Source organism: Faecalibacterium sp. Marseille-Q4164, from assembly GCF_017377545.1.
Lineage (GTDB): Bacteria > Bacillota > Clostridia > Oscillospirales > Ruminococcaceae > Faecalibacterium > Faecalibacterium duncaniae.
This window is the reverse complement of sequence record NZ_JAFREJ010000004.1, coordinates 101,009-126,185: the sequence shown is the minus strand read 5'-3', so window position 1 is coordinate 126,185 and position 25,177 is coordinate 101,009. Positions and strand designations below refer to the sequence as shown.

21 protein-coding genes are annotated in these 25,177 nt (G+C 57.2%); 2 read left to right on the top strand and 19 right to left on the bottom strand.

Annotation, left to right across the window (positions count from 1 at the left end; genetic code table 11):
* Positions 1-4: 4 nt before the first annotated feature.
* The 18 genes from J3352_RS06635 to J3352_RS06550 all read right to left on the bottom strand — a co-directional run bounded on the left by J3352_RS06635 (position 5) and on the right by J3352_RS06550 (position 19,023).
* Positions 5-484 (bottom strand): hypothetical protein, encoded by a 480-nt coding sequence (locus tag J3352_RS06635; RefSeq protein WP_156066387.1) that lies wholly within the window; start codon positions 482-484, stop codon positions 5-7.
* A complete protein-coding gene (locus J3352_RS06630; RefSeq protein ID WP_156066385.1) occupies positions 471-2,570 on the bottom strand; it encodes a type IA DNA topoisomerase in 2,100 nt (699 codons plus the stop codon). The genes J3352_RS06635 and J3352_RS06630 overlap by 14 nt, the downstream gene beginning before the upstream one ends.
* Positions 2,563-3,639 (bottom strand): CD1107 family mobile element protein, encoded by a 1,077-nt coding sequence (locus tag J3352_RS06625; protein ID WP_156066383.1) that lies wholly within the window; start codon positions 3,637-3,639, stop codon positions 2,563-2,565. The genes J3352_RS06630 and J3352_RS06625 overlap by 8 nt, the downstream gene beginning before the upstream one ends.
* Complete coding sequence (locus J3352_RS06620) at positions 3,629-3,901, bottom strand: DUF4315 family protein (RefSeq protein ID WP_021738126.1); 273 nt, start codon at positions 3,899-3,901, stop codon at positions 3,629-3,631. The genes J3352_RS06625 and J3352_RS06620 overlap by 11 nt, the downstream gene beginning before the upstream one ends.
* Before the next feature lie 26 nt (positions 3,902-3,927).
* Positions 3,928-5,907, bottom strand: coding sequence for a C40 family peptidase (locus J3352_RS06615; protein WP_156066381.1), 1,980 nt, complete (start codon positions 5,905-5,907; stop codon positions 3,928-3,930).
* Complete coding sequence (locus tag J3352_RS06610) at positions 5,904-6,926, bottom strand: DNA cytosine methyltransferase (RefSeq protein ID WP_156066379.1); 1,023 nt, start codon at positions 6,924-6,926, stop codon at positions 5,904-5,906. Before J3352_RS06610 ends, J3352_RS06615 begins: the two co-directional genes overlap by 4 nt.
* Positions 6,919-7,092, bottom strand: a complete 174-nt coding sequence (locus tag J3352_RS06605; protein WP_173011349.1) for a hypothetical protein — start codon at positions 7,090-7,092, stop codon at positions 6,919-6,921. Before J3352_RS06605 ends, J3352_RS06610 begins: the two co-directional genes overlap by 8 nt.
* Complete coding sequence (locus tag J3352_RS06600) at positions 7,085-9,514, bottom strand: VirB4-like conjugal transfer ATPase, CD1110 family (RefSeq protein ID WP_197036529.1); 2,430 nt, start codon at positions 9,512-9,514, stop codon at positions 7,085-7,087. Before J3352_RS06600 ends, J3352_RS06605 begins: the two co-directional genes overlap by 8 nt.
* Entirely contained in the window at positions 9,432-9,866 is a 435-nt protein-coding gene (locus J3352_RS06595) for a PrgI family protein (RefSeq protein ID WP_007705950.1), read from the bottom strand. Before J3352_RS06595 ends, J3352_RS06600 begins: the two co-directional genes overlap by 83 nt.
* A 14-nt stretch (positions 9,867-9,880) precedes the next feature.
* A complete protein-coding gene (locus J3352_RS06590; protein ID WP_021739912.1) occupies positions 9,881-10,750 on the bottom strand; it encodes a VirB6/TrbL-like conjugal transfer protein, CD1112 family in 870 nt (289 codons plus the stop codon).
* A 20-nt stretch (positions 10,751-10,770) separates the two neighbouring features.
* A complete protein-coding gene (locus J3352_RS06585; RefSeq protein WP_005541840.1) occupies positions 10,771-10,986 on the bottom strand; it encodes a Maff2 family mobile element protein in 216 nt (71 codons plus the stop codon).
* Between the two features lie 36 nt (positions 10,987-11,022).
* Positions 11,023-12,780 carry a VirD4-like conjugal transfer protein, CD1115 family gene (locus J3352_RS06580; protein WP_156066377.1) on the bottom strand — a complete coding sequence of 586 codons (1,758 nt, stop codon included), beginning with the start codon at positions 12,778-12,780 and terminating at the stop codon, positions 11,023-11,025.
* Entirely contained in the window at positions 12,777-13,268 is a 492-nt protein-coding gene (locus J3352_RS06575; protein ID WP_156066375.1) for a PcfB family protein, read from the bottom strand. Before J3352_RS06575 ends, J3352_RS06580 begins: the two co-directional genes overlap by 4 nt.
* On the bottom strand, positions 13,269-14,165 hold the full coding sequence (locus J3352_RS06570; RefSeq protein WP_156066373.1) for a DUF6017 domain-containing protein: 897 nt from the start codon (positions 14,163-14,165) through the stop codon (positions 13,269-13,271).
* 170 nt (positions 14,166-14,335) lie between these two features.
* On the bottom strand, positions 14,336-14,857 hold the full coding sequence (locus J3352_RS06565; RefSeq protein WP_156066371.1) for a DUF5720 family protein: 522 nt from the start codon (positions 14,855-14,857) through the stop codon (positions 14,336-14,338).
* Between the two features lie 257 nt (positions 14,858-15,114).
* Positions 15,115-16,098: an aldo/keto reductase gene (locus tag J3352_RS06560; RefSeq protein ID WP_154276846.1), complete on the bottom strand. Its 984-nt coding sequence runs from the start codon at positions 16,096-16,098 to the stop codon at positions 15,115-15,117.
* Between the two features lie 144 nt (positions 16,099-16,242).
* Positions 16,243-17,847 (bottom strand): peptide chain release factor 3, encoded by a 1,605-nt coding sequence (locus J3352_RS06555; RefSeq protein WP_005928402.1) that lies wholly within the window; start codon positions 17,845-17,847, stop codon positions 16,243-16,245.
* Positions 17,848-18,165: 318 nt separating this feature from the next.
* Positions 18,166-19,023, bottom strand: coding sequence for a GNAT family N-acetyltransferase (locus tag J3352_RS06550; protein WP_242699902.1), 858 nt, complete (start codon positions 19,021-19,023; stop codon positions 18,166-18,168).
* A gap of 490 nt (positions 19,024-19,513) precedes the next feature.
* Here J3352_RS06550 and J3352_RS06545 point away from each other — a divergent pair, with 490 nt between their 5' ends.
* Positions 19,514-20,923: a S1C family serine protease gene (locus J3352_RS06545; protein ID WP_156066367.1), complete on the top strand. Its 1,410-nt coding sequence runs from the start codon at positions 19,514-19,516 to the stop codon at positions 20,921-20,923.
* Positions 20,924-21,031: 108 nt separating this feature from the next.
* Here the strand turns inward: J3352_RS06545 and pulA are convergent, their stop codons facing one another.
* Positions 21,032-22,987: a type I pullulanase gene (pulA, locus tag J3352_RS06540; protein ID WP_156066365.1), complete on the bottom strand. Its 1,956-nt coding sequence runs from the start codon at positions 22,985-22,987 to the stop codon at positions 21,032-21,034.
* A gap of 124 nt (positions 22,988-23,111) precedes the next feature.
* Here pulA and J3352_RS06535 point away from each other — a divergent pair, with 124 nt between their 5' ends.
* Complete coding sequence (locus tag J3352_RS06535; protein ID WP_156066363.1) at positions 23,112-25,151, top strand: AAA family ATPase; 2,040 nt, start codon at positions 23,112-23,114, stop codon at positions 25,149-25,151.
* Positions 25,152-25,177: the final 26 nt, after the last annotated feature.

The following is a 25,177-nucleotide window of genomic DNA, read 5'->3' as shown; positions in this document are numbered from 1 at the left end:
CTCCTTACAGCTCCGGCGCAGATTTTTCCTTATGGGGCTGCGCCTTGTTTTTCTCCGCACATTCCTTCTTGCCCTGTTCCAGCCGTTCCCGGATGGAGGGCTTTTTCTCCGGCTCCGCAGGGCGTTCATGATTCCACTCGTCGCCGGAAAGAGAAATATATCCGTGTTCCGTAAAATGGCCCTGTTCCTCCTGCATGGCGTACTTGCCAAACGGAACAGGGTCGATCGCTTTCAGAAGTTCCGGGGGCAGCAGCATATCCATGTGCTGTGCCAGATACCGCCACCCCAGATCGTTCAGATCGTGGATATTGGGCTCAAATACGAAATAGTCGATGTTGGCCGCAAACTCCTTGAACTGCTCCGGCGCTGTCAGCTTGAAGGGTGAGGCCTGCACTGCCGCCAGCAGTTTTCGGTTCTCCGGGGAGAGGACAGCCACCGCCGCCCTCACTTCGGGTAAATGTTCCAAAGTCTTATTTTCTGCCATCAGCACCAACCTTTCTTTTTGAAAATTCCAACTTGAAATTGATGTACTTGCCGCCCGTGTCGTTCAGGATCACCGCAGCGTCATAAGCAGCCTGTTTCTTTTCAGACCACATTCCCTTGACATTGGTACGTCCCTTTTTCAGAAGGTCCGCTGCCATTTTCTTTGTCAGCTCCTTCTTGCGGCTCGTCCAGAAGCGGTCATTTTTCCAGAGAACGAAACCGCAGGACCGATCCGAACACGCAAAGTTCTTCTTGCCCTCATAAACCGGCTGGCCGCAGCGAGGGCAGGTACCGATTACTTCCTTCTCCGGGGCAAACAGCTTTTTGCCATCCTCGGAAATGCAGGAATAGGTGGACACGATCTCCTGGACCATCGTGCAGATACCGTCCATGAAGGTATCCGGGTCAGCGCCGCCTTTTGCGATCTCCGTCAATTTCTGTTCCCATTCCGCTGTCAGTATGGGAGAGGTCAGCGGCTCCGGCAGGACCGTGACAAGGTTGATACCTGCTTTCGTGGGGATCAGGTTTTTGCCCTTGCGCTCCACAAATCCGGCTGTCACCAGCTTTTCGATGATGGCCGCCCTGGTCGCAGGTGTGCCAAGACCTTTTCGTTCCGCCTCGTCTGGAATACCATCCTTGCCTGCGTTCTCCATAGCGGACAGGAGGGTATCTTCCGTGTAGGGCTTCGGAGGCTGGGTGAAATGCTCGGTAACAGCAACCTCCGCACCGTCAAAAGTCTGCCCTTCGGTGAAGTCCGGGAGCGTGCCGCCGTCCCCATCCGCAGGCTTTTCCTTCAAGAAGGCACGGAAAATGCGGTCGATTTCCCGCCAGCCTTCGGCAAGGACGCGCTTGCCCTTTGCGGTGAAGGAATGGCCGCAGCAGTTGAAAGTTGCCGTGACCGCCTCATACACATACGGCTCTGCCGATGCACACAGCAGCTTGCAGCAGACCAGCAGAAACAAATTGCGTTCGCCCAGAGGCAGAGCCTTGATATCCGCTTTTTCAATCTCCATCGTGGGGATAATGGCGTGGTGATCGGATACATCTTTATCGGAGATCATGGCCTTCACCAGCGGAAAGAAGTTGCCGCAGCCATCAAAAGGCGGCAGCTTTACCGCCAGGTGGATCACACAGGAGACCGTTTCCGCCATGTCGGAGGTCAGATAGCGGCTGTCCGTGCGGGGATAGGTCAGCAGCTTCTTTTCGTAGAGGCTCTGGGCGTAGTCTAAGGTCTGCTTCGCCGTGTATCCGAACAGGCGGTTCGCTTCACGCTGCAAGGTGGTAAGATCATAGAGCTTCGGCGGCTGTTCCTTCTTCTGCTCCTTCGTGACAGAGGTACAGGTGACGGTCGCACCCTTGCACATGGCCGCTGCCTGTTCCGCCTTCGCAGGATCGGTGAATTTCTCCGACACTGCTTCGGCTCCATCCAGCACCAAGTGCAGCAAATGATATTTTTCCTTGTGAAACAGCGTGATCTTCGCGTCACGCTCCGCCAGCATTGCCAGCGTGGGTGTTTGCACACGGCCTACATTCAGGGTGCGGTGATAGAGGACGGAGAAAAGGCGCGTGGCATTGATCCCCACCAGCCAATCCGCTTTCTGGCGGCACAGGGCTGATTGATACAATGCTTCATAATCGGTGCCGGGGCGCAGATCAGAAAAGCCCTCCCTGATAGCGCTGTCCTCCATCGAAGAAATCCAGAGACGGAGGACCGGCTTGCGGCAGCCGGCCATTTCATACACCAGACGGAAGATCAGCTCACCTTCACGCCCAGCGTCACAGGCATTGACAATGGTATCCACGTCGGGGCGGTCCATCAGAGCGCTGAGATTTTCAAAAGCGTCCTCCTTGCCCAGTGCCAGCACATAGCGGAACGGCTCCGGCAGAATGGGGAGATCGTCATAGCGCCATTTCTTGAAATGCTCGTCATAGCCGCCAGCATCCATCGGGGATACCAGGTGTCCCACGCACCAGGATACAAGAAGGCCATTGCCCTCATAAAAGCCGTCGGCCCTGGATGAAGCACCCAGGGCCGACGCGATAGATTTTGCTACGCTCGGTTTTTCTGCGATAATCAGTTTACTCATTCTTTTCCTCCGTTTCCTCGTCCTCGGTCAGATATACTTCTTCATCCTCCAGGTCGAAATCATCCAGATCAGCGGGAACTTTCTTTCCCTGCTTCGGTTTCAGCACCAGGAAATAGACCGCCGCGCCGCCTCCGGCTGCAAGGATCAGCAGCACCGCCAGGAGCGCCCCAGCATTGCTTTTCTTTTCGGGTTCCGGATTCTCCGGCTCGGTGGTCTCCGCAGCTTTCTGTTCTGTGCCAACACATTCACTGAGGTTCTTTACGCAGACCGGGCAAGCGGTATTGACCGCACCGGCCTGGCACTTCTCCGTACAGGTGCAGACAATAGGTGTTTCCGCCTTTTCTCCATCCTCCGTGAGTGCCATGAGGTCGGCTTCATCCACCTGGTTCAGAAAATGCACGGTTTCCTCGCCCTCGTCGTCACGGTCGATAATGAGATAGAACACATTGCCGTTCTTCGTTTCCACTGTAATAAACTGCTTGCCGCTGGCGGTCGGGCTGCCAATATCGTCAATCAGCGAAAGGTTCCCGTCCGGCGTCAGGGCGGCACCGCCATTCAGACCGCCGCCCAGCATACCCAGCAGATTTTCCAGTGTTTCCGTGTCCAGAGAGAAAGAACCTTCCCCGGAACCAGCCTCGCCGCCACTTACCGTCATGTAGCCGGAATAGACATAGCCGACTTTCTCCGGCAGGATGACCTTCAGCCAGTCGCCGTCCGTGCCGATCACCTTCACGGTCGTTCCGTTGGGAAGCTGAGTGAAGGCGGTATAATCCATTCCAGCGCCCGTGCGGACATTCAGGTTGCCGCCGCCCGTGGTGACGGTGCCGGTCTGCCCGGAGTCATTTTCGCCGGAACGGAACTGGATACCGTCCTCGGTGACGGATACCGTGACCTGGCTGCCTGCCAAAGCGGAAAGCAGATCAGAGACATCCCCAGTCGTTTCCTGTTCAGCCACGGGCTCCGTGGTTTCCTCACCGCCGCTGGCAAAGGCGGTGACAGAAAAAGCGGCAGTGCTGAGCACCACCGCCAAAAGAGCCGATACCATTTTTGTCATAAAGTTATGCTTCATCCTCGTATCCCTCCGTTTCCTCATTCTCGGTGTTGCCCTCCTGCAGCATACCTTCCGGCAGGGAGATCATACCGCTGGCATAGGCTTTCAGGAAGGCGGTCAGCTCCTTGTTGTCCATCTTCACGGCTTTCACCATGCGGACGATTTCCAGATTTTCTTCCTCCGCAAGCTGGGTCTCCAGCGCACGAAGGCGTTTCTGCTGCTCCGCGATCTTTTCTTTGGTTTTCGCAATGTCATTGCGGATCTTCTGTGTCGTTGCCATAAATCAAATTACCTCCATATCGTTTTTTAGTTGTAGGGTGGTCGCCCGAAAGCGTAAAAGTGGGATTGCCAGTAGCTTGTGTTGATATCTGCATACTGGATGGGGTCGCCGCAGTGCAGCATTCTTCCACCGCCCACATAGATACCCACATGGGAAACACCTGGCGTATCGTAAGTACCGACGAAAAAAATCAGGTCGCCGGGCCTTGCGTTGGCAGAGGATACCGGGGTGGAAATGTTGTAGAGCCCCTGGGCTCCCAGCCTGCCCGTATTGCAGACACCGCTTTGCGTCAGCACCCAGGACACGAAGCCGGAGCAATCAAAAGAAGTGTTTGGATTGCTGCCGCCCCAGACATAAGGATAGCCGATGTACTTCTCCGCCTCGGTAATGAGCGCCGCAAAGGTTTCATCTTCCAGTGCGGAAGGCGGGATATCATAGGTGGTTGGCGGTTTGGTGTACTTGTCTACATAGCCGGAGCCTGGGAACAAATCTTCCCGGTTTCCCAGCGTTGCCATATAGACCGCATACAGGGAAAGTGTTTCTTCGTCCATGATGTAGACCGGCACATGAGAAAGGTCGAAGTTTTCCAGCTTCACATTGCAGATATAGTAGTTATACGGTACTTTCACGTCATAGTCATTTCCCTCGCTGTCTGTCCGCGTCTCCGTCCGATAGCGCACCTCCATTTCCACGGTCTGCGTCAGGATATACTGTTTTTCAAAGAGCATTTGCAGCTCCGCCTGAACCTGGTCGATGGTAAACACCCCTTCATGGAACGCCGTGAGAATGGAGATCAACACATAAGGGTCATGCTCGATCTCGTCCAGATCAAAACGGTATTCGTCATATCCGGGGTGCAGAGCCTCATAGTGTTCCAGCTCATATTGAAGTTCCTGTTCCAGTTCGCAGTAGGCCGCCTCCGCAGCCAGCATATCCGCATCCTCGGAGAGATAAGAGGAAGTAAATACACCGCCCACGCCGGAGCCTGCCATCATGGAACAGGAAGATACCCCGCCAAACAGCAGGGCAACACAGGCGCCAATGCCGATCACCAACAGCACCGCCCGGCTATGGTGCTTGATGTAGAGGAAAGTTTCCTTGAAGGCGTCCTTTGCTTTCTGCGCCGCACTTTTCGCCGTGGCCGCTGTGTTCTTTGCGGTTTTCTCTGCCTGCCGCAGCTCCTTTGCATAGTTCCGTTTGATCCGCTGTTTCTGCAGAAAGCGGGATACCGGGTTAGAAGCTGCCAATGCAGGATCATCATGCAGTGCCTTTTGATAAAGGTACTCGGCGTTTGCCTTGACCGAAGCCTGCTCTGCCTTCGCCGCGTCACGCCAGGGCTTTGTGCGGTGATGGTGGACGGCGGCACGAACTTTGCCCTTTCCATAGGCAAACCCGCGTTCCGTCAACACCTCGCCTTTGTGTCCGACCTCTACACCCACATTTTCCTGCTCTACCTCATGCACCTTCGCGTGGGCAGCGTGGACAATCTCATGGACAGGCCGAGAAAGCGGATTGTGCCGCAGGCGTCCGTTGGGGCGTTTCTCCACTTCTTCAAAGTGAAGCTGCGTTTTGCCTTTTCCGGCTGTCTCGTCAAAAACACGCTCGGTACGGAGAACTTTCTTTGTGGGGATAGCGGCTTTTGCCGCGTCCAGCCTGTCCGCCGCACGGTCGGAACGGTCGATGTACTTTCCAAGTACGGGATCGGCACGTTCTTCCTCGGTAAATTGCAGGCGGGAGGACGGGCGCTGCCTTGCAGCAGAACCATCCCGCACCGCCTGGGTGTCAGCCTTTTCCGCCTTTCGTGCGCTTTTCTTCTCATGGTGTTCCGCCGCACGCAGGGCAAGGTCAGCCGCAGCGCCAGCGGATTCTTCCGAAGAAGCGGACAGTTCCGTTTCCGGCTCCCGGCTGCTGATATGTTCCACCTCTCCCGTGGCAAGGTTTTCCGATACCGCACCGTCACGGGTCATTTTCTGCGTGATCTTATCGGTCGCTTTCAGTTCCCTCATAGGCAGTCACCTTCCTTTCCATAGGGGCAGAAGTCACCGCAGGTGCCATTCTCGATCATGGCGATATAGCGGAAAATGGGATAGGCCTGGGGCGGGCAGACCGCATTTCCCAAAGTTTTCAGCCGCAGCGCCCGGTTGTCCATGCGCTCGGTCATGCGGGGGATTCCTTCCGGTTCGGCGGTCCAGAGGATACGTCCGTCCATCCTTTCGGAAAGCCCATGAGCCATTCCACCCAATCCGGGTTCAGCGCCGCCGTTTCGGACACCGGCTGTTCCTGGGAGATGATCTGCGCCGACAGGTTCCCGTCCTTCTTCGCCGGATCGAAGGCCGACGGCTTCAAGGTTGAGCGGAAACCGTCCGACGCCACCGGGGTCAGATAGAATACCGCCGCCGACAGGCTGAGGCTCCAGATCGCCCCGTTTCGGTTCCTCTTGCGAAATATCCCATTGTCCGACAGGAACACATCCAGGCTTGCCGCGTCCCTGGCGGTGTTGTTGTCGGAGGCAAGGGGTGTGGGAAACATCAGCCGCGACGATAAAAGTTCGCTGGCGCTCATGCCATGCGCCGACACCGCAAGCCGGAAATACGAATGGGAGAACAGCGTATCCCGCTTTTGCCAGGTCAAAGATCGTTTTGTCGAGCCCCATATTGATGAAGCCAGCAACATTTTCCCCAAGCACCCAACGGGGCCGCAGCTCGGTAATAACGCGGCACATTTCCGGCCACAGGTAGCGTTCATCCGAAAAGCCCTTCCGTTTTCCGGCGGTGGAGAAGGGCTGACAGGGAAAGCCGCCTGAGATAACGGTAACTGTTTCAAGTCCTGTTTTTTCAAAAAACGCCTCCTTCGTAAAAGTAGTAATATCCCGGAACCTGGGAACGTCCGGCCATCGTGCGGAGAGGACGGAGTGCGGAAAATCCGCCCACTCACACTGGCAGACGGTTTCAAACCCGGCAGCCTCCGCCGCCAGGTCCAGACCGCCAATGCCGGAAAACAGGCTCACATGGGTCAGTTTATTCATGGTTCTTCGGCGCACGGAACGGTTCAATCTCACTTTCCAGCTCCGCAAGGACCGCCTCCATATCCGCCGTGACCGCCTTGTTTCTGGCGATCAGCCGGTTCATCACATCAAAGAAGGTTTCACCTTCCTGTTTTTCTTCTGTATGCAAATAGCGGGGATCATTCATGTTCGTTTTCTCCTTTCCCGGTTTCACCAAGTTTTGTCGTCATAATGCTGTAAAGCTCGTTGTCCTTCGGGAAGTCATCCACAAAAGGCAGGATCACATTGCCGAAGAAGATCAGCCCCTCGCCGGGGCCTGCGTTGCTGATATGTGCCGCCTGCTGGTTGGAGATATTCAGGCGCTCGCAGAGGATTTTCCTGTCTCCGCTGGCCTGGTTCAGAAGGTACACAAAATCGCTGTTTTCAAAGATGTTCTCGATCTCCGGGGAGGAAAGCAGGTCCTTGATGTTCTGCGTGATCCCCGTGGGGATACCGCCCCATTTGCGAAAGCGTTTCCAAATCTCCACGCTCCAGGTACCAACCTCGCCGCGCAGCAGAAGGTGGAACTCGTCCACGAAGTACCAGGTAGATTTACCCTGATCCCGGTTTTGGGAAACACGGTTCCACACCTGATCCTGGATCACCAGCATACCCAGGCTTTTGAGCTGCTTTCCCAGCTCCTTGATATCGAAGCAGACAATGCGGTTGTTGATATCCACATTGGTACGGTGATTAAAAACATTCAGGCTGCCATGCACATACAGTTCCAGCGCCGCCGCGATCCGCTGTGCCTCCGGCTCCGGCTGCCGTTTGATCTCGTCATACAAATCTTCCAGCAGCGGCATATTCTCCGGGCGGGGGTCTGCGATATAGGGGCGGTACACGATCCGCACGGCACGGTCAATGACTGTTTTTTCCACTGGCTCCAGACCGTTCCGGCCGCCTGCCGCCAGTTCACAGAACGACAAGATAAAGTCAGATTTCAACGCCAGCGGGTTATCATCCTCGCTGTAATTGAGGTTGATATCCATAGGGTTCACATACTGCGTGCTGGTAGGTGAGATTTTGATGACCTGGCCTTCCAGCCGATTCACCAGCGGAAAATATTCCGCCTCCGGGTCGCAGATCAGGATATCGTCCTTTGTGTTCAGGAACACACCCACAATGGAACGCTTTGCGGAAAAGCTCTTGCCGCTGCCGGGCGTACCTAAGATCATGCCGTTGGGCGTTTTCAGCTTTTTGCGGTCGGCAAGGATCATATTGCCGGAAGTGGCATTAAGCCCGTAGTAGAGAGCTTCGCCGCCGTGGAAAATCTCCTGCGTGGTGAAGGGAACGAACACCGCCACCGCCGAAGTGGTAAGCCCGCGCTGTATCTTAATGCGGTTGACACCCAGGGGCAGAGCCGACACGAAACCGTCCTCCTGCTGAAAGTCCAGCCGCACCAGGGAGCAGTTATATTTCTGCGCCACACTTGCCGCACGGAGAAGGTCATTCTCCAGCTTTTGCTTGCTGTCCGCAAAATTCACCACCAGGAAGGTCATCAGGAACATTCGCTCATTTCTGCTTTGCAGATCACGGAGGATATTCTTTGCCTCGCCTGCGTAGGTGGCAAGGTCAGTTGGGATGATATCCATATCGAAACCTTCCCGCACTGCCTTTTTCTGTGCGTCGATCTTCATACTGTCAATGTCGGTGATCTTCCGCTTGACCGTTTTGATTGCCTCGTTCTGATCCATGCTGCGGATATGGAGGCTGACAAGCAGCCCGCTGTCCGTATCCAGCAGTTCAGTGAGCATACGGTCATCCATTTCCGGTGCGCTGATCTGCAGAAAGGATACGGCACAGAATTTATCCGCCATCGTGAACTTCCGTGCTTCACCGAAGCGGAAGGAAGATGGTGCGATAAAATCCTGAACCGACAGGCCGGAAGGGGCAAGCCAGCTCCATTCAAAGGCAAACCGTTCCCCGTCCGGGTGCAGGATGCCGTGGAGCATTTCCAGCCACTCCTTGCCGCCAAGCTCTTTTGCCAGAGCGCCCATGACCTTGAAATGGTTGAGGGCGTCCATGATGATCCGGGAAAATCGTGCCCGTGCGGTTTTACTGTCCCGTGCCTCGATGGTGAGGGTCAGATACTTTGTTTTGATAAGACCGTTGTTGCCCCGTTCAAGCTGCTTGCGGAGCATTTGTGTGTAAAGCTCACGGATATGGTCGAAATGATCTCCCTGCGCCGCGATCTCGATGCGCTTTACAAAATCCTCCCGGTTCATGCGGCGGCTCACAAGGGAAAGCTGCATCCCGATAGAAGCGTCATGGGCGTTATACATATCGCAGAGGGCTTCAAAGATCGCCGTCTGGTCGTCAGGCTTTGCAAGCTGATAATTCACATCCTCGAACTCGATACACTTCGACCAGGTGTGGTCGTCCAGCTTGCACAGACCGTCCGGGTACATCTGGCGGAACGGTAAGGTGTCCTGTGCGGAATGTACCTTGCCGTCGCCTCTGGCGGTTTCCAGGATACGGCTGATCTCACGCTTTTCTGCGGCGGTCAGTTTTACCGCGGCTTTTGCCGCCTGCCGTGCCTGCGGCTCTGGCTTTCGCTTTCTGAACAATGGCTTTCACCTCCTTTTCCGCCTGGGCCTGCCGCTCCAGGGCTACATAGAAATTGTTTGTCTGGTAAGGCCGTTCCTTCGTCCGCAGGAACATACAGCGGATGACCTGTCCGGCCACCACCTCCAGGGGTTGACCATGCCGCTCATACATGGCGAGCAGAAAGAACGGGAGCATGACGATAATCATGCAGAACGCGGCGGCGCTGTTGCTGGCCGTGCGTCTGAGCAAAAAGAAAAGCGGTACTCCGATGAGTGCCGCCGCTCCGAAACATATAAGCTGCCGTTTGGTAAGCCCAAACAGCACTTTGGATTTTACTTTCGTCAAATCCTTTGGAATGGTTACATACGCCAATTTACCAAGCCTCCTTAATGCGCTCCGAACAGGCTCTTAGAGAGGCTGCCGGTCTTGAACAGGGCGAAGCACAGCAGGACCGTGTAGCCCATGCAGGCCCATATCGCGCCTGAGATATTTCCGTCCGTGGCGATACTCTGTACCAAAACAGAGTAGATTCCCACGCACACCATGATTAGAAATGCCTGGAACGCCAATGCAAACAGGGATTTCAAGTAGTTCTGTCCTGTATGGCTCCAATCCCGGTTTGTCATAGTGGCAAGCGGAATCGGTCCAACGGAAGTTGTCAAATACACCTCGATCATGCGGCCGTAGATGACAAGCATGATACAGATGGAAAGGGCGTTCATGGTAAGTCCCACGAAAAGGGACTGGAACCACAGCCCGAACAGTTCTCCCGTGCCCAGGGCTTCAAGCTGCGCCTCCATATCCGTGATGACGCTGCTGATATCAATGGAGGTATTTCCGATGATGACACCTGCGCTGCTGTTTACAACGCTTTGCCCCACATCGAAGATACCCATGACGATATTCCATGTGTTCGTCACAATGAGAACGGCACAGAAGGTCTTGAAAATCCACTTGAAGAACATCCAGGTATCTACATCGTGCAGATTGTTTTTCTCTGTCACAAGCTGGATCAGCTCATAACACATTACGAATGTCAGGATAACCCCGGCGATTGGAACGATCACCGTTTCAGAGAGGTTTCGGATCATAGAAAAGACGCCGCTGTTCCATGCCAGCGGCGTCTGTCCCACTTCACCGGCGATCTCGCCTACTTTGGTATTGACCGTATCGAACATGCCCGACAGGTTTCCCGTGATCCCCTCGATGAGCAGCCCTCGGAGCCATTCATCGAGTTTGTCGAGTATGCCGCCCATAAGCGATCACCGCCGGACGATCAACCGAACAGGCCGGAGAGCAGAGGTACAAGGGTGATGCCGATGAGGGCGACACCGCCGCCGGCCATCAACTGTTTCATACCCTGGCTTTTGGAAGCAGGGTTGTCCTGGCCATAACCTTCCAGAAGGTTGATAACGCCCCAGATACCAAGACCTGCGCCCAGAGCCACCACGAGAGTCTGCAAAACACCAACTGCGCTGTTGAAAAATTCCATAAAATAATCCTCCTAAAAAATGTTTTTGATTTTGGGTTAAGTTGTTGCGTCAATCTCGTACACATCGAAGGTGTCCGTGGGCTTTACCACGGCACGCTGCTTCTTCATGTACCGTTCCATGTCAAAGACATTTTTAGGGTCGGCGTCGGCTGTGTATCTGTAATTCGGGTGCCGGGTGAGGTCGTACTTGTCCGAAAGGAACGGGCGCACGCCCCGCAGCATGAAGATACACTTGCCGCCGTCCATCACTGCCAATTCGTCCTGGGTCATCAACTCCTTTCCTAATTTCTGATAACTGAGGCCGTGGGAAACCTGGCTGCCCCGGTTTTCGGACTGATTATAGAGATCAATGGTCTCTTTCCCCAGCAGCTCCGAAATTTCCTTGAGGGTGGATTTCTCCTTGCCTCCCAAAAACAAGGTGCTGTCACAGTTACCGACGATGGTATCTGCCGCGTCCTTGTAGATGGTCTTTAACTGGCTCTGTGACTGTAAAATAATAGAAGCCGATATCTCACGGCTTCGGATGGTGGCGATCAGCTTATCGAAGTTCGGTATCTGGCCGATGTTGGCAAACTCGTCCAGGATCAGACGGACATGGACAGGTAGCCGCCCGCCGTAGAAGTCATCCGCCTTGTCGCAGAGCAGATTGAAAAGCTGACTGTACATAAGGGCGGCCACGAAATTGAAAGTGCTGTCCGTATCTGACAGGATCACAAACAGCGCCGTCTTTTGATCGCCCAGGGTATCCAGTTCCAGTTCGTCATATTCCATCAGGTCCCGCAGCTCCTTGATGTCGAAGGGAGCAAGCCTGGCACCGCAGGAAATGAGGATGGATTTTAAGGTTTTGCCCGCCGCCATCTTGAATTTGCGGTACTGCTTGACGGCGAAATGGTCCGGCTCCCGTTCTTCCAACTGAGAAAAAAGCAGGTCCACCGGGCTTTGATAGGTTTCGTCGTCCTCTCTGGCTTCACTGGCATTGATAAGGTCCAGAAGCGTGATGAAGTTCTTTTCTTCCTCCGTGGCCTCGTACCAGATGTAGCCGATCAGTGCGGAATAATAGAGGCGTTCTGCTTTGACCCAGAAATCTTCCGAAGATTTTTCTCCTTCGCCCTTCGTGTTCATAATCAGGGCGTTCACCAGCTTTAAGATATCTTTCTCTGACCGAATGTAAGCCAGTGGATTGTATTTCATGGATTTTCGGAAGTTTATCAGGTTGAGGCATTTGATACGGTATTTCTTCCGTTCCAGGAAAGCGCCGATCTCCGGCAGCAAGGTTCCTTTCGGATCAGTGCAGACATAGGACGAATGAGCTTGCAGCAGCGACGGCTTACAGAAGAACCGCGTCTTGCCGCTACCGGAACCGCCGATCACCAGAATGTTTTTATTTCTGGCATACTTCGGCTGCTTTGGACGGCTCGCCATCGTGATCCGTTCCGTCTGCGTCATGGGGATGTTTTGGAAAAAGTCCTTGTCCATGTAGGGAGCAATATCCGCCGCCGTACCCCACCGGGCAGAGCCATACTCGATCCCGTGGCGGTATTTCTTGGCGTTCTTGCCTTTCAGGTAGACTGCCATGCGGAGAATCACCGCACCGGCTATGCCGATCAGCAGGTCCGTGGGATGAAAACTGAGCCACAGGGAGGAAAGTGCTGCCGTGAAGCCGTCCCCGATAGAAAGCAGCTTGCCGGAGAGGTCAGAACCGGGCGCAAGCCGAAAAGCCTGTGCCAGCTTATCGAAGGGATACACAAACAGAAGATACGGAAGGTTCAGCAAAAACAGTTTTTTCATGTTCATCTCTGCACGCTCCGATCTTTGACCTTTACTTTCTCCCGGTCAATGGTGCGGTGTTCCGGTTTCTCCGCCGCCTGTTCCTTCGCCTGGGTCAGCCGCTCCCGGATGGAGGGCTTTTCCTCACGGCTCATTTTGCGGCTGGCAAACTCCTGAAATGCCGCTGTGATGGCATCCGCGTCCCGGCTTTTGAAAAAGACCAGGTAACGGGGCTGCTCTGCGGCGGTGTCTTTCTTCAAGGCAAAATCTACATGGTATTTCTTCGCTACATGGGAGAAAGCCTTGATATTCTTGTCGCTGATCTCAATATTGGCAAGACCTGCGTTCTGGCTGGCAAGCTGTTTAAGGCTCTGCCTGCCGCGGTAGATTTTGGGCTTCTGGCTTTTCTGGATTTCCTCCAGGAACTTTTTGACGGCCTTTTCAAAGACCTGCTCACTTAGCTTGGCTCCGTCAACAATGAGCGTCACGGCACCTCGCGTTACTTCCTCCTGCATTTAGCCTCGCCCCCTTTGCCCGTCCCCGTACATATCGTGCTGCACCAGGGAAGAATAGTAGCTGTTGATGGTGGTCGGGGCGTTATACAGCGCCGCCAGAAGATATTTCTTGATATTGCGGACATAGGTGGTGTTGTCCTTCATGCAGTCCATAACATACTGAACATGGGAACTGTCCAGCTTCATAAACCGGGACTTTACTACCTCCGCCGGATAATCGTCTCCGGCAATACGGATGACTTTGCGGGCAGAACACACGGTATCCACGATCAGGTCAACGATCTCGTCAAGCTGCTCACGGTCGATGTGGCTGTCCTGCACCAGATAGCTGTACTCGATGTTATCCAAAATCACTTCACGATAACATTCTCTGGCTCCCATCCGATCCGTTCCCATCCTTGCCCCTGCGGGGGTAGGGGGATTTGATTGGATAGGATTTGATAGTTCCGTACTTGATAAATCAGTCTTTGGTTGATTAGTATTTAATTGTGCAGGGTTTTCCGTACACGGTTCCGCCGTATCCGGGATACCCATATCCGGGTTTTCCGTATATGGCTTTGCCGTACCCGGTAAAGGCGTACCTGGGCTTGACGGCGGCTCGCACTGAGGCATTTCGTAAATGACATACTCGGTATCCGTGATCTTGCCTTTTTCGTCCCGAAGCTGGGTGCGCCGGATATACCCGTGGTTTTCCAGCTCCTTCAATGCCGCACCGATGCTGTCCACACCTTCCCGGCAGATCGCCGCAAGACCTCTGGTGGTGTAATTCCACTCGTCAGGGAGCGACAACATCATGGACAGCAGCCCTTTGGATTTCAGGGTCAGCGTCCGATCTTTCAAGTGATGGTTCGACATGACCGTATAATCACGGGTCTTTTCAATACGAAAAACAGCCATCTTCGCACCTCCTTCCTGTGAAAATAAAAAGTGTTGATTTTGAGCGGTTTACCCGTCTGTATGCCTCCGTTTTCTCCCGCATGGGAAAACATCCACGCCCTGTTCAGAACGCAAGCCACAGGGGGAAAAACAGAAGATATCCTACTGATTTTGATACAGTTTTCAGTCGGCTACCTCTCACGGTCTTTATGGTCATAGTGGAGGTCGCCGGAAAGCACCTTCGCATGGCTACGGATTTTGATGTGCCCCTGTTCCTGATTCTCCAAAGCCTTGCTGTATCCGGCGTCAGTCAGGAACAGGCGCATTTTCTCACCTTTCCAGCCAACAGGCGAGTCATGGGTAAGAACATCAAAGACGATCATGTGTCTGGTTGCCGGGTCGAAACGCTCCAAAGCCATAATGTCATGGCCGGATAACTTCTGCGCCCCGGATTGCTGTCTGGCTTCTGCCAGCATTTCTCCGATGGTGCGGGCTTTCTCCGGCAGACGGTATTCGGCCTGCGCTTTGCGGATCAAATCCATGCACTCCTGATCCGACAGGGGACGGAGCTTGTCCAGAAGGCCTTCCGCCGTTTCTTTCGTTGCCGGGTTCGGCGCATAGCGCCATGTCATGTAAATCTCATTCATGGCGGCGTTCTGATTGGTACTTTCAATCTGAAACACCATCCTCATTTCTGCTTCTGTCAGTTTCATTGCCAGCCTCCTTCAAAATGGGTATAAAAAAACGCCATAGGTTTTCAATGCCTATGGCTTGTGGGTACAGGAAAAGGGCGCTGATACTTGCATATCAACGCCCTTTGAGCCTGTCAGTATTTGATTGTTTCGACTTCGCACCGTGTTTGCACCATGAAAAACATTGATTTCACTGACTTTTTCAATGTTTTCTTATCTGGTGCTACCATTGCGGCATCGTCCCTTTTTGTTATCTGCTTTTGTTCTGAAGCACCGGCTCAGGAAATGGCATCCACGTCCCACTTCATGCGGACGGCATCCGCGCCATCCAGTTTGATGTTCAGGGCACCGGCATTGTCCAGCACCTGCTCCGGGGTGCGGGCACCGCACAGCACATGCAGGCCGGGGATCATCCGGGCCGTCAGGGCAATGACCAGCTGGGCCATGGTGCAGTCGTATTTTCCGGTCAGGTCGTCCCACTTGGCCAGCAGGTCCAGCGCCTGCTTCCGGCGGGCGGGCTGGAAGCTGGGGTTGCTGTTCCGGGTGCTGCCCTCGGGGAAAGTGGTCTCCATGGTGACCCTGCCGGTGAGCAGACCCTGCTCCAGCGGGGAGTAGGCCTGCACCGAAACGCCCAGCTCCCTGCAGGTGGGCAGGAGCTGCTTTTCGATGCGGCGGGTCAGCAGGCTGTACTTCTCCTGAATGACATCCAGCTGGCCGTACCGGCAGTAGCCCCGGATGAGATCCGCCGTCACGTTGGACGCACCAATGGCGCGGATCTTGCCCTGCTCCTTCAGCTTCATCATGGCCTCCACGGTCTCCTCCAGCGGATAGAGGCCGAGGTCCGGGCTCTGCCAGTGGGTGTACAGCACATCCAGGTGGTCGGTGCCCAGGCGGCGCAGGCTGTCCTCCACGTCCTCAATGATGCTCTGCGCCGAGAGGTCCCGGTAGACGGCGGTGCCGTCCACGACCTTGTGGAGCACCGGCGTTTCATGCCGCCACTCCAGGCCGCATTTGGTGGAGAGCACCACCTTGTCCCGGTCGATGTGCTTCAGGGCCTCGCCCACCACGGTCTCGCTGTGGTACAGGCCGTAGATGGGCGCGGTGTCGATCCACCGGATGCCCTGCTCCACAGCAGTCTGGATGGCTTTGACCGAAAGGGCATCATCGTTGTCGCCCCACCAGCTGCCGCCGCCGATGGCCCAGGTGCCCATGCCCAGAAAAGGCACTTCGATGCCGCTGCGGCCAATGTTCAGGTTTTCCATATACGTTTCCCTCCATGCCAGCAGTGTTCCCCGCAATGGGAACCATTCATACAGAGGCTGGCATCTTTTGTTGTATTTTTGCTTTTTATAAAAAAGAGAACTGCGGTGCGAGTCAGCTCCGCACGGCAGCTCTCTTTTTTCCAATCAGATATTGCCGAACTCGCTCAATTCCAGCGTGTCGTTGTGGGTCTCAGCCCAGCGGACGGCCCAATCAGAGGTGAACAGCAGCAGACGGTTGCCCTTCATATCCTCCACAGCCTTGGTATCGCTGGTCAGATCCAGGTCGCGCAGGTTGTAGGTGTCGGGGTCGTTCTTCACCCAGCGCAGCTGCTCAAAGGGCAGCTGCTGCATCCGGATCTCCACGTTGTACTCGGTGTTCAGGCGGTACTCCAGCACTTCCAGCTGCAGCACACCGACCACGCCGACCACGACCTCCTCCATGCCGCCGCCGACTTCGCGGAAGATCTGGATGGCACCCTCCTGGGCGATCTGCTCCATACCCTTCACGAACTGCTTGCGCTTCATGGTGTCCTTCTGCTCGATGCGGGCAAAATGCTCCGGTGAGAAGGTGGGGATGCCCGCAAACTCGACCTTCTTTTTGCCGGTGCACAGGGTGTCGCCGATGGAGAAGATGCCCGGGTCAAACAGGCCGATGATATCGCCCGCGTAGGCCTCATCCACGATGGCGCGATCCTGCGCCATCAGCTGGGTGCCGGTGGCAAGCTTGATGTTCTTGCCCTCCTGCACGTGGTAAGCCTCCATGCCGCGCTCGAACTTGCCGGAGCAGATGCGCATAAAGGCGATGCGGTCACGGTGGGCCTTGTTCATGTTGGCCTGGATCTTGAAGATGAAGGCCGAGAACTCGTCGCGGCAGGGGTCCACCGGCTCGCCGGTCAGGCTGTCCACACGGGCCAGCGGGGTGGGGGTGAGCCGCAGGAAGTTTTCCAGAAAGGGCTCCACGCCGAAGTTGGTCAGAGCAGAGCCAAAGAACACGGGGCTCAGCTCACCGCGCAGCACCTTGTCGAGGTCAAATTCCTCGGCAGCGCCGTCCAGCAGCTCGATCTCGTCCACCAGCTGCTGGTGCAGGTAGGGGGTCAGCAGCTCGTCCAGTGCGGCATCGCCCAGTTCGGCCTCGGTCTCGTTGACCTTCTTCACGCCGTTGGCGCGGCCGTCGCTGGAGAAAGCCAGCACCTTGCGGGTGTTGCGGTCAAACACGCCCTTGAACTCCTTGCCGCAGCCGATGGGCCAGTTCATGGGGTAGGTCTTGATGCCCAGGATCTCCTCAATGTTCTCCATCAGCTCAAAGGGGTCGCGGGCTTCGCGGTCCATCTTGTTGATGAAGGTAAAGATGGGGATGTGACGCAGGGTGCAGACCTTGAACAGCTTGATGGTCTGGGCCTCAACGCCCTTTGCCGCATCGATGACCATGACAGCGGAGTCCGCTGCCATCAGGGTGCGGTAGGTATCCTCCGAAAAGTCCTGATGGCCCGGGGTATCCAGAATGTTCACGCACTTGCCTGCATAGTTGAACTGCAGGACAGAGGAAGTGACAGAAATACCGCGCTGCTTCTCGATGTCCATCCAGTCGGACACAGCGTGCTTGGCGCTCTGCTTGCCCTTGACGGAGCCGGCCTGATTGATGGCTCCACCGTACAGCAGCAGCTTTTCGGTCAGGGTCGTTTTGCCGGCATCGGGGTGGCTGATGATCGCAAACGTCCGGCGGCGCTCGATCTCTTCACGATTTGTCATATATTGATTTCTCCTAAATTGATGGGGGATATTTGTCAAAACAAAGATGCACTTACATCGGAAACTCCCATAGTTTCTTGCTCTTGGGCAGGCTTCGTCTTTGTACAACCTCTCCGTCATTGCTACGCAATGCCACCTCTCCTAGTAGGAGAGGCCTTGGCAAAACGGGAAAGCTTTACGCAATGCCAAGGGCTCCCCTACTAGGGGAGCTGTCGAGCGAATGCGAGACTGAGAGGTTGTACAGAGCAGAACCTGCCCTCCAAAATTACACACAACTTATATTTTACCAGCAATTCCACCTAGATGCAAGAGTTTTTGTTATTTTTTCAGGAGGAAGCAGGGCAAGGGGGCGGTATCGGCCCAATTGGCGAAACCGCAGACAAGGGCGGTGCACTGTTTCAGGGGCCGGGAGCGCATCCATTGGAGGATCTCGGTCTTTTCGTCGGAACCGATGACCTTGCCGCTGTACAGGATGGCGCTGAGCACCCCGCCGGGCCGCAGGGCCTCGAGGGCAGCTTCCAGCGCCGGGATGCTGCTTTGGGCGTGGGAGAACACCCCGTGGTCGGCACCGGGCAGCCAGCCGAAGTTGAACATCACGGCATCGACGGTGCCGGGCTGTACATATTGTAAGAGGTTGGCGTGGCTGTCGCAGTGAAGCTCTGCCGCAAGGCCCTTCCGTGCAAGGTTCTGTCGGGTGGAGGCAATGGCTTCGGGCTGGATGTCAAAGCCCAGCACTCGGTCCTCTTCGCCCACAAGGCGGCAGAGAAAGGCCGTGTCGCCCCCGTTGCCGCAGGTGGCATCGATGCAGAGCCTGGGGTCAGCCAGCCGCGCGGCGAGGAAGTCCTGCACAAGCTTCACGGCCGTCAGGTCGGGGGTGCGGCGGCGGCACAGGCCGCTGCCCTCTGCCGCAAAGCCGAACTTTGCCCAGAAGGCCAGCTCCCCCGCATCGGCAGGCAGAGGAGCCGTGAACACCGTGGCGCTCTCTTTGTCATAGCCGCCCAGGCTGCGCAATACCTCTTTTAACAGGTAGGAACCGTAGCCCTTGCGCCGCCATTCCGGCACAATGGTCAGGGCAGTGATGTCCGCGCCCTGCTCCGCGGGCCGGGCCCGGCAGGTGCCAATGATGGTTTTCTCTTTATACAGGGCATAACCGCCCGGAATCTTTTCCAGTTTCATAATTTGCTCCTTTTCGCGGGCTTGCCCTGCTGGGCTAAACCTCTCCGTCATCATCGCTTCGCTCGATGCCACCTCTCCTAGTAGGAGAGGCCTTGGCATACCGTCGCGTTTTCGTGGGTCAGCGCTTCGCTCCTGTTTGTCCTGCGGCAGGCATTGGTTTTGGAGCGCCAGCGATCATTGCGAAAAACAAATCCTCTGCCAAGGGCTCCCCTACTAGGGGAGCTGTCGCGGCAGCGCCCGCGACTGAGAGGTTTAGCAAAGCGAAGATGACGGAGAGGTTTCGCAACGCTGCCGGCTTCTGCGCTGCACCTTTAAAATACCAAGCCCCCGCGCCGCTGTCAAGGCTTCCCGCTGCGACCTTATTTCACATATTCTTCACCCGGTCAGCGATTCCTTTTCACAATTACCGGATACAATAGAAACAGTTCCAAGGAGGTGCGGCAGAAGCGCCCCCTCCGAACCATTCCCTTTGAGAAAGGAAGTAACCAGTATGGATAACGAGAACAAGTGGGAATACGATTATTCCTCTGAACATAGCCAGACCGGCGAGACCGGCTACCCCAACGTCGGCTCCTCCGGCATGAACACCGCCAACACGGCAGGCACCTACGGCGAGGCCGCACAGGCTGCCCCCCAGGCCGAGCCGAACAGCGGCAGCGATGGCGGCGCGGTGCCGCCTCCGGAAGGCCCCCGGTATCAGGCCGCACAGGGAAGCCCCAAGCAGCCTCCCAAAAAGCGCCGCCGGAAAAACGGCAATATCGCCCGCAGTGCAGTTGCGCTGGTGCTGGCAGCAGCCATGGGCTTTGTCGGCGGCTTTGTTGGAGCCCGGGTGGGCAACACAGGCGGCAAGGTGGTCATCCAGCAGGTGGCACCTTCCTCCACGTCCAGCAGTGATTCCGGCTCTGCCTCCGCGGTGAACACCGCTTCCGGCATGACCACCGCTCAGGTCTCTGAGATGGTCAGCCCCAGCGTTGTGGTCATTACCACCGAGCAGGTGGTCTACTCCCAGTGGTCCTGGTACGGCCAGAGCCAGGTGGAGAGCGGCGCTGGCAGCGGTGTCGTGATCAGCTCCGACGGTTATATCCTGACCTGTGCGCATGTTGTGTCCGGCGCGTCCAACATCACCGTAACCATCGGCGATACCGATTACCCCGCCACCGTGGTGGGCGAGGATGACACCAGCGATGTGGCTGTCCTCAAGATCGATGCCACTGACCTGACCCCCGCCACCGTTGGCAACAGCGACAGCCTTGCCGTGGGCGAGAGCGTGCTGGCCGTGGGCAACCCGCTGGGTGAGCTGGGCGGCACCGTGACCAGCGGCATCGTCAGCGCCCTGAACCGCAGCGTGACCATTCAGGGCACCAGCTCCACCAACACCATGTCCCTGATCCAGATGGATGCCTCTGTCAGCCCCGGCAACTCCGGCGGCGGCCTGTTCAACATGAACGGTGAGCTCATCGGTCTGGTCAACGCAAAGTCCTCCTCCAGCGATGCGGAGGGTCTGGGCTTTGCCATCCCCATCAACGATGCCATCAAGGTGGCACAGGATCTGCTGGAGAATGGCTATGTCTCCGGCCGCCCCTACATGGGCATCACCTATCTGGCTGTGACCGATGCCCAGACCGCCGCACAGCTCAACGTCAATGCCTACGGCGTTTACGTTGTGGATGTTGTGCAGGGCGGCCCCGCCGACAAGGCCGGTCTGAAGACCGGTGACCGCATCGTGAGCATCGACGGCACCGAGATCGCCCAGAAGGACGACCTTGGCACCCTGATCCAGCAGCATGCCGCCGGTGATACCCTTTCCATCACCGTGGCCCGGGAAGGCCAGATGCAGACCGTCAGCCTGACCCTGGGCGAAAAGAACGCCCAGACTCAGCAGGCACAGAAAAACTCCTGATTCTCCCCAATCTTTTTCCTGATCCATAAATCAAAAATCCCCTGACCGGCGTTGAACTGGTCAGGGGATTTTTAATTGCAGGTTGTCAAGCAACGGCAGACCGTATTTTTATACCTGCCCGAACACGGTGGCACTCAGGGGCAGGAGGACGGTCTGGCCGGTGCAGATGCGGCTGCTGCCCCGCCACAGGCTGGAGGAGATGCCGTCACTCAGCAGCTTCCAGCTGCCGCCGGGCAGGGTGACGACCTGCGCCGTCTCGGTGGGGTTATAGTAGACGCACAGGGCGCTCCATGCCGCGCCGTCGCCCCACTGGGCGGGGAGCCGCCAGCCCACAAGAGGCTGTTCCAGCGGGAAGAACTCGATGGCGGCAGGGCTGGCCTTGTCCAGCGCGCCCAGCCGGGGGAACGCCGCCCGCAGACCAATGAGCCCGCGGTAGTAATCCACAAGGCTGTGGAACTGTTCGGCCCGGTGCCAGTCCAGCCGGTTGAGGGCCGGGCTGGAGCGGTAGCTGTTGCCCTGCCCCTTCTTGGTGCGGGCAAACTCCTCGCCCGCCTGCCAGAAAGGCAGGCCCATGCTGGTCAGGTAGATGCCCGCTGCCAGCCGGTTCTGGGCCAGGGCGGTCTTGTCCACAGCGGCAAACTCCGGGCGGGCGTAGCGCACCATCAGGAGCTTATCCCACAGGGTAAAGTTGTCGTGGGCCGAAACGTAGCTGATGATCTGCCCCGGGGCGTGAGGCGGCAGCTTTTCACTGCGGCACCACGCCGCCACCGAAGCACCGATATCCCAGAAACTCCCGGGCTTGCCCTCCACAAAGCCCGGCTCCCGGGCATCGAAGCAGCCGCCCTTGATGGCATCCCGGGTGTTGTCGCAAAAGATGCCGATGCGCTCGTTCAGCATATTCAGGTTGTTCTTGTTGGCCTCGTACCGGTGCAGGGCGCTGCAGCCGCCCTGCCACGGCTCACCGTACATCAGGATATCCCGCCCACCGGGCAGCTTGTCCAGTTCAGCCCGGAGGAGGTTCATGGTCTCCACGTCATACAGGCCCATCAGGTCAAACCGGAAGCCGTCGATGTGATATTCCCGTGCCCAGTAGAGCACCGAATCAATGAGATAGCGCCGGGCCATGGGCCGCTCGGAGGCAAACTCGTTGCCGCAGCCGCTGCCGTTGGAGAGGGAACCGTCGTCGTTCTGGCGGAAGTAGTAGAGGGGCACCACCCGGTTCAGCACATTATCGGAGCGGTACATGTGGTTATACACCACGTCCATTACAACGCCGATGCCCGCCGCATGGAGGGCCGCGATCATCTGCTTGCACTCCCGCACCCGCACCTCACCCCGGGTGGGGTCGGTGGAGTAGCTGCCCTCGGGCACATTGAAGTTGGTGGGGTCGTAGCCCCAGTTATACTGCCGGGTCAGGGGGCGGCTCTCATCCACGCTGCCAAAATCGAAGATGGGCATGAGCTGGACATAGCTCACCCCCAGCCGTTTGAGGTAATTCAGGCAGGTGGGGTGGATGCCGTCGCTGCTCAGGGTCGTGCCCTGTTGGGTAAAGGCCAGAAATTTGCCCCGCCAGGCTGTGTGCACACCGCTGGCCGGGTCCTGCGAGAAATCCCGGACGCTGACCTCCCAAACGCTGCGCCGGGCCGGTGGGATCACCGGCCGCACATCCCGCTCCCAGCCCTGCGGGTCTACCCGGGCCGGGTCAAAGATCATGCTGCGCACCCCGTTCACCCCTGCCGAGCGGGCGTAAGGGTCCGCTGCATTGCAGGTGCCAAACGGGGTGGTAAGGGTGAAATCGTAGTATTTTCCGTGCTGGTCGCCGGGCAGATAGATGCTCCACACACCCTTGTCCTGCTGCTGCAGGGGCAGGGTGCCCACACAGGCCCCGCCGGTGCCCCGGCGGTACAGGTTCACTGCTGCCTGTTTTGCCGTGGGAGCCCACAGGCGCAGGTGTGTCCCGGCGGGGGTATACTCCACCCCCAGCGGGCCGTAGTATTCCGTCTGGCGGGCAAAGGCTTCGCTCTCAAACAGCGTCTTCCATTCAGCAGGTGTTCTTGGCTCCATGGCAATTCATCCTTTCATTTGACAATAGTGTAACGAACTTTGTCCTTTATTTCAACCCTTTCCTTGCAAAACGTACCAGACTCCACTATACTGAAAGAAAAAGCACTGCACGGAGGGAAGTTTTATGGCATACACCGATGATTGGGAAAGTCTGATGAACGGCGTGTTCGGCCCGGGGGGCAGATTCAAGGCCGCCCCCGGCACTTCTGCACCCAAAGCAGGCGGCAGCGCCGCCCTGCCTGACCTGAACGCGGCGCTTCTGGAACAACAGAAACGGCTGGATGAGCTGTTGAAGCAGCAGAACGCCCAGCTCAAAACCCAGAGCGATGCCACCGCCGCCGCGCTGGAAAGCAGCCGCCAGATGCTGCGGGACATGGAGGACGAAGGCCTGCTGGCCAGGGGCACCACCGACGTGAAGCCGGAGCACCTGGGCAGCTTTGAAGGCCTTGCCGCCGAGGTCAAGCAGACGGTGCTGGGGCAGGATGCTTTTGTGGACAGCGTGGTGCGGGCCATGCGCCGCCCCTTTGTGCTGGGCACCGAAGCCCCCGCCGCCCGCAACGTCATCCTGCTCACAGGCGGGGCAGGCACAGGCAGGCATTTTGCACTGGAAGAAACTGTCCGCTGCATGGCGGCCCGGGGCCTTTTGCAGAGCGACAGGATCGCCACGCTGGATCTGGCCCTTTACCCCAATTCCGGAGCCGAGAAGCTCTTCCTGCAGGACCTCTACGCTGCCCTGCACGCACCCGGGGAGATCCTTGCCTTTGAGCACTATGAGAGCTGCTATCCCGGCTTTCTGAAGACCCTGTCTGATCTGGCCGTCAAGGGCAGTGCCCCCCTGTCCAGCCGGTATCTCGTGAACAAAGAGGGCATCCTTGTGGATGCAGGCACGGCGCTGGCCCCGGGAGCCGTCAGCCGCATCGACCCCTGCGGCAAATACCTCATCTTCTACTCCCACAAGGGCCGGGAGGCACTGGCTGACAAATTCGGTGCGGCGCTGGTGTCGGCACTGGGGGATGTCTGCGAGACGGCCTCCTACACCCGGGAGGATCTGGCCGCCCTTGCCGCACAGCAGCTCAACGCGCTGGCCCAGAAGATCCGCACCCGGCTGGGGCTGACCCTTTCCGCCGGGGCCGATGTGCGGGACTATGTCGCAGCCCAGTGCACCGCGCAGAAGGGTGCCGCCGGGCTGGCCGAATGCTGTGACCGCATCTTCCGTGCCCTGAGCGAATACTGTCTGCGGACCGATGAAACCCTTACCGGCACCGTGACCCTGACCGCCGGGCCGGAAGGGGTGCTGTTCCGCCTGAACGACGGCGCAGACCAGCCCCTGTTCGACCTGCTGCCTGCCGCCTACACCGGCGCGCTGGATGCCATCCGCGCCGAGATCAACGAGCTGGTGGGCCTTGCCCCGGTCAAGGAATATGTGTTCGGTCTGGCCGACAACCTGCAGGTGCAGCAGCGCCGCGCCGCCGCCGGGCTCAAGACTGCCAGCCTTTCGATGCACATGATCTTCACGGGCAACCCCGGCACCGGCAAGACCACCATTGCCCGGCTGGTGGCGAAATACCTGAAAGCCATCGGTGCCCTCAATGGCGGCCAGTTGGTGGAGGTGACCCGTGCCGACCTGGTGGGCCGCTACACCGGCCACACCGCCCCCCTGACCAACAGCGTCATCGAGAGCGCGCTGGGTGGTGTGCTCTTCATTGACGAGGCATACAGCCTCTACCGCGGTGAGCAGGACAGCTTCGGGCTGGAAGCCATTGACACGCTGGTAAAGGGGATGGAGGATCACCGGGATGAGCTGGTGGTCATTCTGGCAGGTTACACCAGGGAGATGGAGACCTTCCTCACCGCCAACAGCGGCCTTGCCAGCCGTTTTCCCAACCGGATCGAGTTCCCGGACTACACCGCCGTGGAGCTGCTGCAGATCACCCAGGTCCTTGCCAAAAACAAGGGCTACACCCTGGCCGAAGCCTGCACCGAACCCCTGCTGGGCTATTATGCCCGCTGGCAGGAATCCGATGCCCGCACCGCCGGCAATGGCCGCCTTGCCCGCAACACACTGGAAAAGGCCATCTTCCACCAGAGCCGCCGCCTTGTCGCCGAGCCCGCTGCCGCGCTGGATCTGATCCTGCCCAGTGATCTGGAATTGAAGGAACCGTAAACACGCAAAAAGGACTGCTTTCGCAG